The following is a 15,063-nucleotide window of genomic DNA, read 5'->3' as shown; positions in this document are numbered from 1 at the left end:
CGGCCGCCGCGGACGACGTCGGGCGCGGCTCCGGCCGCGGCCATGGGGCTGACGTAGTCGGCCTGCACCCGGGCCGTGTCGCCGGTGTCCTGCTCCCAGACGCCGAAGCTGACGCGGCGGTTGACGATCAGATGCTGCCGTACGGGGAACGACTCCATGCTCTGGGCGAGCCAGGCGGCGACCGCCCCCGCATCGCCCTCGATGCCGCCCGCCGAGCGGTAGTCCGCCCGCCCCCTCGGGGCGAACAGTCTTCGGTAGGCGTCCCAGTCGCCGTCGTCGACCGCCACCGCGTAGTCGGTGATCAGGTCCTCGACGGCCAGCCGGTCCCGGACGGCGGCGAACTCCACACGCTGAGTCATCGGCTCAGTGTTGGGCATGACGGGAGCCGAGCCAAGGGCCGTACGGTGACATTCGCGGGCCGCTGGGGCGGCCGTGACCGGTCCGCCCGGCGCGGGCGCGTGCGGGACGGGGGAGGAAAGGGGCGGTCAGGCCGCCTTGACGACGCCGCCGCGGATCGCGGCGGCCCACTCGACGACCAGCAGCTCGTACTCCGCGCGCTCCTCGGCCGTCAGGGTGCCGCCCGTGCGCCGCCAGAGCGCACGGATCTCCTCGTTGACCTCGGCAGCGGACCGCACGGAACCAGGGGTCACGAAATCGGGGGACATGCGGACAAGCCTAGGGGCAGCCACTGACACCCCGCTACCGGACAGCTACCCGATCGCTATGCGGTTGGTCACGAGACCCGGGTCACAGGCGCCGTGTCAGTGCGCCGGCTCGCCCGCGTGCGGGCTGATGGCTCCCGTGGTGACCAGCACGATGATGACGATGCCGAGCGCGATGCGGTACCAGACGAACGGCATGAAGCTCTTGGTCGAGATGAACTTCATGAACCACGCGATCACGGCGTACCCGACGCCGAAGGCGATGACCGTCGCGAAGATCGTCGGCCCCCACGAGACATGGCCGCCCTCTGTGGCGTCCTTCAGCTCGAACAGGCCCGAGGCGAGCACCGCGGGGATGGCGAGCAGGAAGGAGTAGCGGGCCGCGGCCTCGCGCCTGTAGCCCATGAACAGGCCGCCGCTGATGGTGGCGCCGGAGCGGGAGACGCCCGGGACGAGCGCCATGGCCTGGCACAGGCCGTAGATCAGGCCGTCCCGCACGCCCAGGTCCTCCAGGGCCTTGCGCTGCTTGGGGGCGCGGTGCCGGCCGCCGTTCTCGTCGCGGGCCGCGAGCCGGTCGGCGACGCCGAGGACGATGCCCATGCCGATCAGCATGGTCGCGGTGATCCGCAGATCCCGGAACGGCCCCTCGATCTGGTCCTTCAGCGTCACACCGAGCACACCGATCGGGATGGAGCCGACGATGACGAGCCAGCCCATCCGCGCGTCCGGGTCGCTGCGCAGCGTCTTGTCGGTGAGCGAGCGCGTCCACGCCGACAGGATCCGCCCGATGTCCTTGCGGAAGTAGATCAGCACGGCGGCCTCGGTGCCGATCTGGGTGATCGCGGTGAAGGCCGCGCCAGGGTCCTCCCATCCCGAGAAGGCCGCCGTCAGGCGCAGGTGCGCGCTGGAGGAGACGGGGAGGAACTCGGTCAGCCCCTGGACGAGTCCGAGGATGAGTGATTCGAACCAAGACATGAGGTAGCGGAGTCCAAGTGCCGATCGTGGGACGGACGACGGGCACACCGGTCCGCCGATCGCGAGGACGGGTGATCAGGTGTGCCGAGGGGGAAGCGTAGCGCCCTTGGGTGACCGCTCGGACACGGGGGTTTGTACGTCCGGTGCGGGCTGCCGCGGATCAGGCCGCCGTCGGGCCCGTCACCGTGCAGCCGGGTGGCAGCGGGCGGGCCGTGAGGTCCTCGTGGCGCACCTCGTCGCCGCAGGCCCGGCAGCAGGAGACCGGCGCCGACCTCGCCCGGGGAGCGGGACGCCGCCGGTCGACGTGCACGGCGGGGCCATCGCCCGCGGCCGTCCTCCCCCAAGCCCTCGGCTTCGCTCGGGCAGGGGGGCCTCAGAGCCGGCTCAGGCGGTGCCGCTTGCGCCAGGCCACCACCACGCCGGCCAGTGCGGGCAGGGCGATGCAGGCCAGGGCGATCAGGAAGGCGGGGGAGGTCGGAGTGGACGCCCGGGCGCCGGCGACCGCGTAGGCGGCGGTGTTAGGGATCGAGCCGAGGCCCGTGGCCAGCAGGAACGGCAGCAGGCCCATCCGCGAGAAGGAGGCGCAGTAGTTCGACGCCCAGAACGGCACACCGGGGAACAGCCGCAGCGCCAGCATCGAACGGAAGCCGTGCCGGCTGAGCTGTCCGTCCGCCGCCTTCAGCCAGCGGCCCCGCAGCAGGGGCCGCAGGGCGTCCTGGCCCAGCGCCCGGCCCAGGCAGAAGGCGATCCCGGCGCCCAGCACCGTGCCCGCCAGGGCCACGCCCAGGCCCAGCTGCGAGCCGAAGAGCGCACCCCCCGCGAGGTTCAGCAGCGGCCTCGGCACGAACGCCACGGTGCACAGCCCGTACGCCACCGCGAACACCACCGCCGCGGCCGCACCGCCCAGTTGTGGCGGCAGGCCCTGGGTCAGCAGCCGGTGCGGCTCGAACAGCAGCACCGTGCACGCGCCCGCGGCGAGCAGCGCGACGAGCAGCGACAGCCGGGACCACGGGGAGAGCAGCACTCTGGAGCAGCGGGCGGCGAAACCGCCGGGTACGACGGGCGAGGCGGTCGTGGCCGGGGACGCGGCGACGGCGAGTTCCGCGGTGGCGTCCCGGGGAGAGGCCGTGGCCGTGCCCCCAGAGCGGGTGGTGGCATCGAGCATCCGGTGACACTAACCGACATATGTGTGTGATCGCCGTATGGCTCGTCTCATCGCCGTCACAGGAACCCCGGCGCGGCGCCCCGCGCGGACCGGTGAAAACCATTCGACGTGGGAAAAGACGTCGGCGAGGATCGATGTCATGTTCCGGCACGCCTTCGCCCTCGCAGCATCCGTGGTCACGGATGCCCCGAAGGCTGCCGTCGTGGTCGTCACGGCCGTCGCGGACGGCGCCCGAAGCTGACCCTCCCCGGTTCGTCCGGCGGACCCCGCAAGGGGAGGGTCGGGCAGGTCCCCGGGGTCCCTCTCACCGACCAGACGCTTCGAGGTACAGCCATGTCCAAGACGGCCTACGTCCGTACGAAACCGCATCTCAACATCGGCACGATGGGTCATGTCGACCACGGCAAGACCACCCTGACCGCCGCGATCACCAAGGTCCTCGCCGACCGCGGCTCCGGCGCGTTCGTGCCGTTCGACCGGATCGACCGGGCGCCCGAGGAGGCGGCGCGCGGCATCACCATCAACATCGCGCACGTCGAGTACGAGACCGACACGCGGCACTACGCGCACGTCGACATGCCGGGCCACGCCGACTACGTCAAGAACATGGTCACGGGCGCCGCGCAGCTCGACGGGGCGATCCTGGTCGTCTCCGCACTCGACGGGATCATGCCGCAGACGGCCGAGCACGTGCTGCTCGCCCGGCAGGTGGGCGTCGACCACGTCGTCGTCGCGCTCAACAAGGCCGACGCCGGGGACGAGGAGCTCACCGACCTGGTCGAGCTGGAGGTGCGCGACCTGCTCACCGCGCACGGCTACGGCGGTGACAGTGTGCCCGTCGTACGCGTCTCGGGGCTGAAGGCGCTGGAGGGGGACCCGCGGTGGACGGCCTCGATCGAGGCGCTGCTCGACGCGGTGGACACCTACGTGCCGATGCCGGAGCGGTACCTGGACGCGCCGTTCCTGATGCCGGTGGAGAACGTGCTGACCATCACCGGGCGGGGGACCGTCGTCACCGGCGCGGTGGAGCGCGGTGTGGTGCGGGTCGGGGACCGGGTCGAGGTGCTGGGCGCCTCCGCCGAGACGGTGGTGACCGGGCTGGAGACCTTCGGCAAGCCCATGGAGGAGGCGCAGGCCGGGGACAACGTGGCGCTGCTGCTGCGGGGCGTGCCGCGGGACGCCGTCCGGCGCGGGCACGTCGTCGCGGCACCGGGGAGTGTCGTGCCCGCCGGCCGCTTCACGGCCCGGGTGTACGTGCTGTCCGCGCGTGAGGGCGGGCGGACCACCGCGGTGTCCACCGGGTACCGGCCGCAGTTCTACATCCGCACCGCTGACGTGGTGGGGGACGTCGACCTCGGCGAGGCGGCCGTGGCCCGCCCCGGCGACACGGTGGACATGACCGTGGAGCTGGGACGGCGGGTGCCGCTGGAGGCGGGGCTCGGGTTCGCCATCCGTGAGGGCGGGCGGACCGTGGGGGCGGGGACCGTGACCGCGGTGGGCTGAGGTGGCGGGGACCGTGCGGCCGGGCCGGCCGCACGGTCCCCGCGGCCCCGCCCGGCCCGACGCCCCCGTCACAATGGGAGCGTGAAGGACGCCATCCCCGTGAGCCGGACCACCGGCCACGGCACCGCCAAGCTGATGCCCGACGTCGACCGGGAGCGTGCCTGGCTGCTGACCGTCGACGGGGCGCCGCAGTCCTACGTCGACCTCGACGACCCCGCGCACCTGGAGTTCGAGTACGCGCGGCGGCTCGGGCACGTGCTGGACGTGCTCGCCGAGCCGGGGCGCGCCCTGGACGTGGTGCATCTCGGCGGCGGGGCGCTCACGTTGCCCCGGTACGTCGCCGTTACCCGGCCGGGCTCACGGCAGGACGTCGTCGAGGCCGACGCCGGGCTGCTGGAACTGGTCGCCGAGCACCTGCCGCTCCCCGAGGGCGCCCGGGTCGCGCTGCACGCGGCGGACGCGCGCGCCTGGGTGGAGAAGGCCCCCGCGGGCTCCGCGGACGTCATCGTCGCCGACGTCTTCGGCGGCTCCCGGGTCCCGGCGCACCTCACGTCCCTCGCGTACGTGCGCCAGGCGCGGCGGGTGCTGCGGGCGGGCGGGGTGTACCTCGCGAACCTTCCCGACGCCGCGCCGTTCGCCTTCCTGCGGTCGCAACTCGCCACGCTGGCCGCCGTCTTCGAGGAACTCGCGCTGATCGCGGAGCCCGGGGTGCTGCGGGGGCGGCGGTTCGGGAACGCCGTGCTCGTCGCCGGGCACCAGCCGGTGGACGTCGCCGCCCTGACCCGCCGCACGGCCGCGGACGCCTTCCCGGCCCGCGTCGAGTACGGCGACGGACTGCGGGAGTTCATCGGCGGGGCGCGGGCGGTGCGGGACGAGGACGCCGTGCCGTCACCCGAGCCCCCCGACGGGGCGTTCGGCATCGGCTGACGGGGCCTCGGCGGCACCGCCCTGCGTGACGTAGGTGGTGCGGCGGCGCAGGTTGCGGACGTCCGGCACGCACAGCACGGCCGCCGTCACCAGGACGACCAGGCCGGCGCAGCCCCACAGGGCGGCCGTGCGGCCGAACGCCGTCTCCGCGGGGCCGGCCGCGGCCGTGGCCAGCGGCACCAGGGCGACGGAGCCGAACCAGTCGTAGGCCGAGACGCGGGAGAGCTTCTCCTCGGGGATCTCCTGGTGCAGGGCCGTCATCCAGGACACCCCGAACACCTCCACGGTCGCGCCGGCGACGAACATCACCACGAACAGCCAGCCGATGGGCACCGGGACGGCGAGCGCGGCCGAGGGCAGGGCGAGCGGGAAGACACAGACCGTGCCCGCCAGGAGCAGACGGCGCGGCTTCCAGCGGGTCATCAGCACCGCCCCGGCGACGGTGCCCGCCCCGAACGCGCCGAGGGCGAGACCCCAGGGGCCCGCGCCGCCGAGATGGTCGCGGGCGACGAGCGGACCGTAGACCGCGTCGGCGGCGGCGACCACCGCGTTGGCGATGGAGAACTGCACCACGATGCCCCACAGCCACGGACGTCCGGCGAACTCCCGCCAGCCGTCCCGCAGATCGGCGAGCAGACCGCCGCCCGGCGCGCGGGGCGGTATGTGGCCGACGTCGAGCAGAGCCCGCAGCGCCCCGGCGACCGCGAAGGCCGCCGCGTCCGCAGCGAGCACCCAGCCGGGCCCGATCGCGGCGACCATGGCACCGCCGAGCGCGGCACCGCCCAGGGCCGCGCCCTGCATCGCCATCCGGAACACCGCGAACGCCCGGCCCGCCTGTTCGCCCTCGACGGACGACATCAGCATGCCCTCGGCGGCCGGGCCGAAGAAGGCCTGGCCGGTGCCGCCGAGCGCGGCGAGCAGCAGCATCTGCCACAGCAGCGGGTCCCCGGTCAGCACCAGGGCGGCGAAGACGGCCTGCGAGAGGCAGTTCAGCACGTTGGCCGCGACCATCACATGGTGCCGGGGCAGCCGGTCCGCCACCGCGCCGCCGATCAGCAGGAACAGCACCAGCGGGAGCGTCCGCGCCGCCGCGACCAGGCCGACGTCACCGGCGCCACCGCCCGACTCCAGCACGGCGAAGGCCGAGGCGACCAGGGCGCCCTGACTGCCCAGGCTGGTGACGACCGCGGCCGCGGTCAGCAGGGAGTAGTTGCGGCCGGCCCAGGCGGGCCGGCGGGAGTGCCGGGTGGGAGGGGTGGAGGACGTCACCGGCTGACTATGGCCGCAGCGGTGCCGTCCTGCCAAACCGTGCCCCGCGCGGGTCAGCCTCCGGTCGGTTCGCCCTGCAGCCGGACGGTGCTGAGGATCTTCATGATGGTCTCCTTGGGCACCTCGTCCTTGACGCCCTTGGCCCCGTAGAAGTTCCACGAGACGAAGTCACCGGCGGAGTTCTTGAAGCCGAACGTGACCGCCTTGCCGTCGCTCGCGCACTTGCCCTTGTCGGGGGTGTTCTCCGACCAGGCCCAGGCGATGCTGCCCTTCACACCCGAGGCGGTGGTGTACGGCTTGGCCTTCTCGTCGTTCTTGACGCTCTTCTTGTCCGGCTGCGTGTAGCCGCCGTAGACCCACCAGGCGACCTGGTTGACCGCGACCTCGTCGGTGTTCTTGGCGCCGTCCGCGCCCTTGGTGCCCACACCGGCCAGGGAGGTGGTCTCGCTGTTGCCGTCCTTGTCGTCGTCGCTCGTGCACCACTCGGACTTGTAGAAGGCCGGCGCCGACATGACGATCAGCGGCTTGCCCTCGTCCGACTTCTTGTCCTCGAAGCCGACGGACATCGTCGGCGACTCCACCTCCCAGTCAGGCGGGACGTCGAAGGCCGTGCCCCACTTGGGGTTGATGACGACCTTCCAGCCCTTGACGGTGGGCTTTGCCTCCTCGCCGCCGCGGGGGTTGTCGGCCGAGGCGGACGCGCTCGGCTCCGCCGACGGGCTCGCGGAGGTCTTGGTGCCCTTGTCGCCGCCCTCCGCGGTGTCGTCCTTCTCGCCGCCCAGCACCAGGAAGCCGGTGACACCGGCCGCCACGACCACTGCCGTGGCCGCGACGACCGCGATCAGCTTCGTCCGGTTGCCGCCGCCACCGCCCTGCGGGGGCTGCGGCGCGCCGGCGGGCGCGGGAACGCCCCACTGCGGCTGCTGCCCGTACGCGGTGGGCTGCTGCTGATAGCCCGGCTGCTGATACGGATTCGGCTGCTGGTACCCCGGCTGCTGGTAGGGGTTGTTCGTCTGCGGGTTCTGCTCGCCCCCGGGCGGCTGCTGTCCTGGCCACATGGGCAGTCACCCTAGCCGCGTCCCGGCTCGATTCGGTCACCGCCCGTGGACGGGCACGTAGCAACTCGGGAACGGTGCGGCGCGCGGGGCCGTGCCGGGCCGCGGTGCGGCGGTCGTCACACGGCCTGTTCAGGGCTCTCTACTCGTGAGTAACATGCGGTCATGAGCGCAGACCAGATGTCCATCGGCGAGATGCTCGCCGCCACGGTGCCCATGGCCCGGACCCTGAACCTCGAGTTCCTCGAGACCACGCCCGAGCGGGCCGTGGTCTCCCTGCCGGACCAGGGCGAGTACCACAACCACGTGGGCGGCCCGCACGCCGGTGCGATGTTCACGCTCGGCGAGTCCGCGAGCGGGGCGATCGTGCTGGCCGCGTTCGGGGACCAGCTCTCGCGCGCCGTGCCGCTGGCCGTGCGCGCCGAGATCGCCTACCGGAAGCTGGCGATGGGCGTGGTCACCGCCACCGCCACCCTCGGCCGTCCGGCCGCCGAGGTCGTCGCGGAGCTGGACGCCGGTGAGCGCCCCGAGTTCCCGGTGACCATCGCCATCCAGCGGGCCGACGGCGCCGTCACGGGCGAGATGACCGTCGTCTGGACCCTGCGCCCCAACGGTTGATCGGGCGGTGACGCACGGGAGCTCCGGCCGGGGGCCGGTGCCGGTGGCCGTGCTGGTGCCGGTGCTGGTGCCGATGGCGACGGCGGATCAGGCGGCGAGGCCCCGCCGTGCCGGGTGCGCCGTGTCCAGGGCGGCGACGTACTCCCTGAGCCAGGCCCTGAACTCCGGCCCCAGGTCGGGGCGTTCGCAGGCCAGCCGGACCACGGTGCGCAGGTAGTCGGCCTTGTCGCCGGTGTCGTAGCGCAGGCCCTCGAAGACGACCCCGTGCACCGTGCCGCCCGCGGCCAGTTCCTGGAGGGCGTCGGTGAGCTGGATCTCGCCGCCCCGGCCCGGCGGGGTGCGCTCCAGCACGCCGAAGACCGCCGGGTCGAGGACGTAGCGCCCGATGACGGCGTAGCGGCTCGGGGCGAGGTGCGGGGCCGGCTTCTCGACCAGACCCGTGACGCGGACGACGCCCTCCTCGCCGGTCGCCTCGACGGCGGCGCAGCCGTAGAGGTGGATCTGCTCCCGCGGGACCTCCATCAGGGCCACCACGCTGCCCAGGCGCCGGTCGCGGACGCCGAGCATGCGGCTGAGCAGGCTTTCGCGCGGGTCGATCAGGTCGTCGCCGAGCAGGACCGCGAAGGGCTGGTCGCCCACGTGCCGATGGGCGCACAGCACGGCGTGGCCCAGGCCGAGCGGGTCGCCCTGGCGGATGTGGTGGATGCTCGCCAGCCGCGCAGGGTCGCGCACCGCGTCCAGCCGCACGGTGTCGCCCTTGGCCGCGAGGGCCTGCTCCAGTTCGAAGGCGTGGTCGAAGTGGTCCTCGATGGCCCGCTTGTGCCGGCCGGTGACCATCAGGACGTCGTCGAGTCCCGCCGCCGCGGCCTCCTCGACGACGTACTGGATGGCCGGCTTGTCGACGACCGGGAGCATCTCCTTGGGGGTCGCCTTGGTGGCGGGCAGGAAGCGGGTGCCGAGACCGGCGGCGGGGACGACCGCCTTGCGGACGGTGCGAAGCGGGGCGGCCGGGGCGGAGGGGTGGGGGGCGCTCATGCGGCTCATGCTGGCGCGCGCGGATGAGAGCGGGCCGAGAGCGGCATGGGAGTGCGCTGTGGAGTGGGAGTGCGCTGAGGGGTGGGAGGCGCTGCGGAGTGGGAGATTTCGTGGATCAACCGCCTTTGCTCGCACACAACTGCCGGACTCCGTTGGGTTCTTCTCGGAAGCCGGTGCGGATACCGGTGGTAACGCCATGGCATTTCCGCCGAGCTGAACGCGAGCCGTCCGAACTGCTTGGCACCTCTCAGTCGCCTGTGCGAAAGTGAGCCGCCTCACAACCGAGTTCCGCAGCTGAAGCGGCACAGGTATGCACCCCTCACGCGCCTGCTTTCCGACGGACGCGCATTTCGCATGCCGTCCTGCGGCTGGAAGGAAATGGTTCCGTGCGATCCCCCCACCCCCCACGTCCGCCGTATCCGCCGCGCCCCGGTTCGGCTGCCGCGCAGTCCGACCGCGAGCTGCTCGCCCGGGCCGCCGACCCCGCCGAAGGGTCGCGCGCCGTCGCCGTGTTGCTGGCGCGGCACTGGCGGCCGGTCCACGAGTACGCCGTCATCTGTCTGGCCTCCTCGCAGGATTCCGCGTCCATGGCGGCCGCCGCCGCGTTCCGCCGGGAACTCGCCCGGCCGGGCGGCGGCGCCCTGCGTCCCCGCCTGCTCGCGGCCGTGCGGGACACGGCCGGGGAATGGGCGGCGGACGACGGCATTTCCGGATTACTGCCGGAACTGCGCAGTACCGCAGGGGCCCGCGGTCTGCGTGCCGCCCCGCCCCCGCCCCGCGAAAACCGGCGGCTCGCCGATCGCGCATTCCGCGCCCTTCCGGGCGCTTCGCAATGCCTGCTCTGGCACACGGAGGTCGAGGCCGAGCCGCTATCCGTACCGGCCGGTCTGCTGGGCGTGGACCCGGGCATTGCCCGAACCGCCCTGGAGCAGGCGCGGGAACAATTCCGGACCGGCTGTGCACGGGCGCACCGGGAACTCGCGCCGACACGGGAATGCCGCTACTACAACCGCCTGCTGGACGTGCCGATGCGCCGCGGCGGCGCCCTGCTGCCGGACGTGCAGCGGCATCTGATGACCTGCCGCTACTGCCGGTACGCCGCCGAACAGCTCAGCCATTTCGAGGGCGGTCTGGAGGACCTGCTCGCCGAGACGGTGCTGGGCTGGGGCGCCCGCCGCTACCTCGCCTCACGGCCGGGGCGCGCCGGGAGCCCGGACGCCGTTCCCGCCGGGGGCCGGCACCGGCTCCGGGCCGCCCGTGCGGCACGCCCCCTGCCGGAGGGCGGGCACGCCGCGCCGCCCGGCAGGCACACCAAGGCCCTGGCCGTCGCGGTCGGGGTGACCTCCCTCGTGCTGCTCGCCACGCTGTTCGCCGCCCGCGGCTGGTCGGACGAGGGGACCACCGCCGCCCCGCAGGCCGGCTGGGGCCTGGTCAGCGGTGACTCCGTCGACCCGGACCCGGCACGACCCTCACCCACCGGCCCGGACGCACCGGAGCCGTCGCCCAAGACCCCGGGCACCCCCGGACAGCCGCCCGCTCGATCCGACACCGACGACACCGGCTCCGCCGCGGACACCGGTCCCGCCACCGTCCCGTCGGCCGCATCCGTGGACCGTCCCGCCGAAGTGGCCCGGGGACGGCTGCGCAACCTCGACCGGGACCTGTGCCTCGACGTCCGGGACGGCCGCCTGCGCGCCGGCAGCCGCATCGTGCTGAACGACTGCTCCACCGGCTCCCCGCAGTGGGCGTACCTGGACGACGGGACGCTGCGCCTCGCCGCCGATCCGGCCCTCTGCCTCGGATCCGGCCCCGACGACGGTTCGGTGCTGCTCGCCGGCTGCCTGACGCAAGGCGCAGTGGTGCGCTACGACCTGACGGTGCGCGGTGCGGTGCTGCCGCGCGGCGGCAAGGGGCAGGCGGTGGTCCCCGGGAAGGGCCGGGCCGTGACCGTCGGCGGGCGCGACGGCTCCGACGCCCAGCGCTGGACGCTGGAACCGGCGGTCCCGTACGGGGACCCGTCCGGGGACTCGGGCGGGGAACGGACCGGGGAGGCGCCCCGCGAGCGCCCCGACGGGCAGCGGGAGCAGCAGCGGGAGCGGCCGTACGGGGACGCGCCGTCCGTGCCCCGGCCCGGGCCGTCGCAGACCTCCTCGGGGGAACCGGCGCAGGAGCGGTACGAGACGCGGTTCGCGCAGGTGGACTGCTGTGAGGACGCACGGCCCTCCGCTCCCGCCGGCGATACCGGGGGCCAGTCGGGGACCGAGGCGCAGCCCGAAGGCGATGCCCGGTCGGGGACCGAGACACAGCCCGACAGCGAGGCCGAGCCGGGGACTGGGGACGAGCCGGGGACCGGGGCGCGGCCTGGGGACGGGGAGTAGCCCGGGACCGAAGCCCAGTCCGGGACCGAGGACCCCAGGGCCAAAGAGGACCCCAGGACCCCAGGACCCGGGACGACTTCGGGACCGGGCCAACGCCCGGCACCGTCACCTCGCCCCACCCGGCCCCCTGTCCTGGAACGGGTCGTAGCCGTCCTCCGCGGGGGCCCGGGGTCGGGGTCGCCCACTCGGGTCGCCCACTCGGGTGGCCCCGAGGGCGAGGCCGGTGTCCGGCGGGGTGCCGCGCCCGGCCTGGCGCATAGTGCGTCGCATGAGCGACACCGCCCCCCGGTTCCCCCGGCGATCCGCCCTGCTCCTGCTCGGCACGGCGATCGCCGCCGCCGCTCCGTCCGGAGTCTCCCGGGCCCGGGCGCGGGCGCGGGACGCCGCCGCCCCGCGCCCGGCCCGCCGCGTCGACGGGCTGCTCGCCCGGCTCACCCTCGACGAGAAGATCTCCTTGCTGCACGGCGCCACCGACCCGGATCCGCTCGGCCAGGCGGGCTACGTGCCCGGAGTGAAGCGGCTCGGCATCCCGCCGCTGCGGCTCGCCGACGGCCCGGCCGGCGTCCGCGTCACCCGGCACGCCACCGCCCTGCCCGCCCCGGTGCTGCTGGCCTCCACGTTCGATCCGGACCTGGCCCGGCGCTACGGACAGGTCATCGGGCGGGAGGGCCGTGCCCTCGGCCAGGACGTGCTGCTGTCCCCGATGGTCAACCTCATCCGCACCCCGTACGCGGGCCGCAACTTCGAGACCTTCAGCGAGGATCCGCTGCTCTCCGCCCACCTGGTCGCCGCCGAGATCGAGGGAATTCAGGGCGAGGGACTCGTCGCGACCGTCAAGCACTTCGCCCTGAACAACCAGGAGCGCGACCGCATGTCGGTCGACGTGCGCGTGGACGAGCGCACGCTGCACGAGACGGAACTGCGCGGCTTCGAAGCGGCCGTCGCCGCCGGCACCGGCGCGGTGATGGGCGCCTACAACAAGGTCGACGGCACCTTCGCCTGCGAGCACGAGGCGCTGCTCACCGGCATCCTGCGCGAGCGGTGGGGATTCACCGGCTTCGTCATGAGCGACTGGTCCGCCGCGCACAGCACACGCGCCTCCCTCCTGGCGGGCCTCGACCTGGAGATGCCCGACGGCACCCACTTCGGCACGGCCCTCGCCACGGCCGTACGGGACGGCGGCGTTCCGGAGGCGTACGTCGACCGGGCCGTCCGCCGGATCCTGACCGTCATGGACCGCTTCGGCCTGCTGGGCGGCTCCCCGCCGCCGCGCCCGGACCGCGACGCCCGGGCCGGGGCGGCCGTGGCCCGCGAGGTCGCCGAGGCCGGCGCCACCCTGCTGCGCAACGTCCGCGGCACCCTGCCGCTCGCCGAGGGCACGACCGTGGCCCTGATCGGGCCGACCGCCGCCCGGCCCCTGGTCAGCGGCGGCGGCAGCGCCCATGTCGTGCCCGAGCACGCCGACAGCCCTCTGGACGCCGTCCGGCCGCGCGCCGCACGGGTCACCTGGGCCCTGGGCGAGGACGCCTTCGGCAAGCCCTTCCCCGCGGACGCGTTCGACCCCGCCTTCGACACCGAGGCGCAGCGCGTCGCCGCCGGGCGGACCTGGACCTACGAGGGCACCCTCACCGTCGCCGAGGACGAGGAGTGGACCCTCGTGCTGCACTACACCGGCACGCCCCCGCACCGGCCCAGGGTCCTGCTCGACGGCGAGGACCTGTTCCCCGTGGCGCCCGGCTGGAGCGAGTACTTCACGGGCGGCCTGCTCACCCACGCGGAGGACGGCCTGTCCGTGCGCCGCAGGACCCTGAAGCCGGGCAGGGGCACCCACCGGCTGTCCGTCACCGCGCAGGGCCACGACACCGGCGGGCTGTTCCGGCTGCGGCGCATCACCGCCGCGACCCGTGCCGAGGACGTGGCACACGCCGTACGGGCCGCCCGCGCCGCCCGGGACGTCGTCCTCTTCGCCTACGAGGACGCCATCGAGGGCCAGGACCGCACGACCGTCGCCCTCCCGGGCAACCAGGAGCGGCTCATCGAGGCCGTGACGGCGGCCAATGCGCGCACCACCGTCGTGCTCAACACCTCGTCCGCCACCTCGATGCCGTGGCTGGAGCGCACCGGCGCCGTGCTGCAGATGTACTACCCGGGCCAGGAGGGCGCCGCCGCGACCGCCGCCGTCCTGTACGGCGACACCGACCCCGGCGGCCGGCTCACCCAGACCTTCCCCACCGGCGACGACCGGCACCCCGTGGCCGGCGACCCGCGCCGCTACCCGGGCGTGGACGGCACCGAGCTCTACACGGAGGGCGTCCACGTCGGCCACCGCTGGTACGACGCCCAGGACGTGCGGCCGCTGTTCCCCTTCGGCCACGGCCTGTCGTACACGTCCTTCGCCTACGGGGATCCGGACGCGCGGTGGACGGCCGACGGCCTGGAGGTCGCCTTCACGGTCCGCAACACCGGGACGCGCGACGGCGTCGACGTGCCGCAGGTGTACGCCGGGCCGTCCCCCGACCTCCGTCTCGGCCAGCCCGTCCGGGTCCTGGCCGGATACCGGCGGCTCGCGCTGCGGGCGGGCGAGGAACGGCGGGTCGGCGTGCGCGTCGAGCCGCGGATCCTGTCCTCCTGGGACCCGCGGGCCCACGACTGGGTGCTCGGCACCGGCCTCCGCACCCTCTGGATCGGGGCCTCGTCGGGGGACCTGCGGCTGCGGACCACCGCACGGGTGACCGGCCCGGACCGCTCCGCCGGGTGACGCACGGCCGACAGGCGCCCGGCATCGAACCGGAACAGACTGGTACTCCTCCTGAGGCCGCCGCAGAACCCAGGGAGCCACCCATGCCCGAGGCACCGCGCCAGGACGACCCGACCGCACCGACCGCACCGACCGACGAGGAACTGCGCATCCTCGACGCCCACTGGCGGGCCGCCAACTACCTGGCGGCCGGTCAGATCTACCTCCTGGCGAACCCGCTGCTGACCGAGCCGCTGCGGCCCGAGCACATCAAGCCGCGGCTCCTGGGGCACTGGGGCACCTCACCCGGGCTGAACCTCGTGTACACCCACCTCAACCGGGTCATCGGCAAGCGCGGCCTGGACGCCCTGTGCATCTGGGGCCCGGGCCACGGCGGGCCGTCGGTTCTCGCCAACTCCTGGCTGGAGGGCAGCTACACCGAGAAGTTCCCGGACGTGACACGGGACGCGCAGGGCATGGAGCTGCTGATGCGGCAGTTCTCCTTCCCCGGCGGCGTCCCGAGTCACGTCGCCCCGGAGGTGCCCGGCTCCATCCACGAAGGCGGTGAACTCGGCTACTCCCTCGCCCACGCCTATGGTGCGGCGCTGGACAATCCGGATCTGCTGGTCGCGTGTGTGGTCGGCGACGGGGAGGCGGAGACGGGTCCGCTGGCCGCGTCGTGGCATTCCGACAAGTTCCTCGATCCGGTGCACGACGGTGCCGTGCTGCCGATCCTGCA

General features: G+C 74.0%; 13 protein-coding genes and 2 pseudogenes. 7 read left to right on the top strand and 8 right to left on the bottom strand.

Going from position 1 to position 15,063, the window contains the following annotated elements:
• The 5 genes and pseudogenes from ABZY20_RS35030 to ABZY20_RS35010 all read right to left on the bottom strand — a co-directional run.
• The coding region (locus tag ABZY20_RS35030; protein ID WP_356447216.1) for a nuclear transport factor 2 family protein at nt 1-359 on the bottom strand (359 nt) is incomplete at its 3' end.
• A 126-nt stretch (nt 360-485) separates the two neighbouring features.
• Nucleotides 486-665 (bottom strand): hypothetical protein, encoded by a 180-nt coding sequence (locus ABZY20_RS35025; protein WP_356447214.1) that lies wholly within the window; start codon nt 663-665, stop codon nt 486-488.
• A 96-nt stretch (nt 666-761) separates the two neighbouring features.
• Entirely contained in the window at nt 762-1,637 is an 876-nt protein-coding gene (locus tag ABZY20_RS35020; protein ID WP_356447213.1) for an undecaprenyl-diphosphate phosphatase, read from the bottom strand.
• A 160-nt stretch (nt 1,638-1,797) separates the two neighbouring features.
• A pseudogene (locus tag ABZY20_RS35015) lies at nt 1,798-1,890 on the bottom strand (transcriptional regulator); the annotation flags it as partial.
• Between the two features lie 120 nt (nt 1,891-2,010).
• Complete coding sequence (locus tag ABZY20_RS35010) at nt 2,011-2,802, bottom strand: VTT domain-containing protein (protein ID WP_356447211.1); 792 nt, start codon at nt 2,800-2,802, stop codon at nt 2,011-2,013.
• 37 nt (nt 2,803-2,839) lie between these two features.
• Here ABZY20_RS35010 and ABZY20_RS35005 point away from each other — a divergent pair, with 37 nt between their 5' ends.
• From ABZY20_RS35005 to ABZY20_RS34995, 3 genes are all read left to right on the top strand, one after another.
• A complete protein-coding gene (locus tag ABZY20_RS35005; protein WP_356447295.1) occupies nt 2,840-3,043 on the top strand; it encodes a hypothetical protein in 204 nt (67 codons plus the stop codon).
• A gap of 92 nt (nt 3,044-3,135) precedes the next feature.
• Nucleotides 3,136-4,305 (top strand): elongation factor Tu, encoded by a 1,170-nt coding sequence (gene tuf, locus ABZY20_RS35000; protein ID WP_356447209.1) that lies wholly within the window; start codon nt 3,136-3,138, stop codon nt 4,303-4,305.
• An 81-nt stretch (nt 4,306-4,386) separates the two neighbouring features.
• A complete protein-coding gene (locus ABZY20_RS34995) occupies nt 4,387-5,232 on the top strand; it encodes a fused MFS/spermidine synthase (RefSeq protein ID WP_356447208.1) in 846 nt (281 codons plus the stop codon).
• Here ABZY20_RS34995 and ABZY20_RS34990 read toward each other — a convergent pair.
• Together ABZY20_RS34990 and ABZY20_RS34985 are read right to left on the bottom strand one after the other, a co-directional pair.
• On the bottom strand, nt 5,194-6,501 hold the full coding sequence (locus tag ABZY20_RS34990; RefSeq protein WP_356447206.1) for an MFS transporter: 1,308 nt from the start codon (nt 6,499-6,501) through the stop codon (nt 5,194-5,196). The genes ABZY20_RS34995 and ABZY20_RS34990 overlap by 39 nt on opposite strands.
• 53 nt (nt 6,502-6,554) lie before the next feature.
• Nucleotides 6,555-7,559 (bottom strand): hypothetical protein, encoded by a 1,005-nt coding sequence (locus ABZY20_RS34985; protein WP_356447205.1) that lies wholly within the window; start codon nt 7,557-7,559, stop codon nt 6,555-6,557.
• Between the two features lie 177 nt (nt 7,560-7,736).
• Between ABZY20_RS34985 and ABZY20_RS34980 the strand changes: the two genes are divergently transcribed.
• Entirely contained in the window at nt 7,737-8,174 is a 438-nt protein-coding gene (locus tag ABZY20_RS34980) for a DUF4442 domain-containing protein (RefSeq protein WP_356447290.1), read from the top strand.
• A gap of 87 nt (nt 8,175-8,261) precedes the next feature.
• Here ABZY20_RS34980 and galU read toward each other — a convergent pair whose 3' ends face one another.
• Nucleotides 8,262-9,209: a UTP--glucose-1-phosphate uridylyltransferase GalU gene (gene galU / locus ABZY20_RS34975; protein ID WP_356447203.1), complete on the bottom strand. Its 948-nt coding sequence runs from the start codon at nt 9,207-9,209 to the stop codon at nt 8,262-8,264.
• A gap of 386 nt (nt 9,210-9,595) precedes the next feature.
• Here galU and ABZY20_RS34970 point away from each other — a divergent pair, with 386 nt between their 5' ends.
• The 3 genes and pseudogenes from ABZY20_RS34970 to ABZY20_RS34960 form a co-directional block, all read left to right on the top strand.
• On the top strand, nt 9,596-11,587 hold the full coding sequence (locus ABZY20_RS34970) for a ricin-type beta-trefoil lectin domain protein (protein WP_356447201.1): 1,992 nt from the start codon (nt 9,596-9,598) through the stop codon (nt 11,585-11,587).
• Nucleotides 11,588-11,855: 268 nt separating this feature from the next.
• A complete protein-coding gene (locus ABZY20_RS34965; protein WP_356447199.1) occupies nt 11,856-14,345 on the top strand; it encodes a glycoside hydrolase family 3 N-terminal domain-containing protein in 2,490 nt (829 codons plus the stop codon).
• An 83-nt stretch (nt 14,346-14,428) separates the two neighbouring features.
• Nucleotides 14,429-15,063, top strand: a pseudogene (locus ABZY20_RS34960) (phosphoketolase); the annotation flags it as partial.

The sequence above is a fragment of the Streptomyces sp. NPDC006624 genome, from assembly GCF_040611555.1.
GTDB lineage: Bacteria > Actinomycetota > Actinomycetes > Streptomycetales > Streptomycetaceae > Streptomyces.
This window is presented reverse-complemented; position numbering and strand designations above follow the sequence as displayed.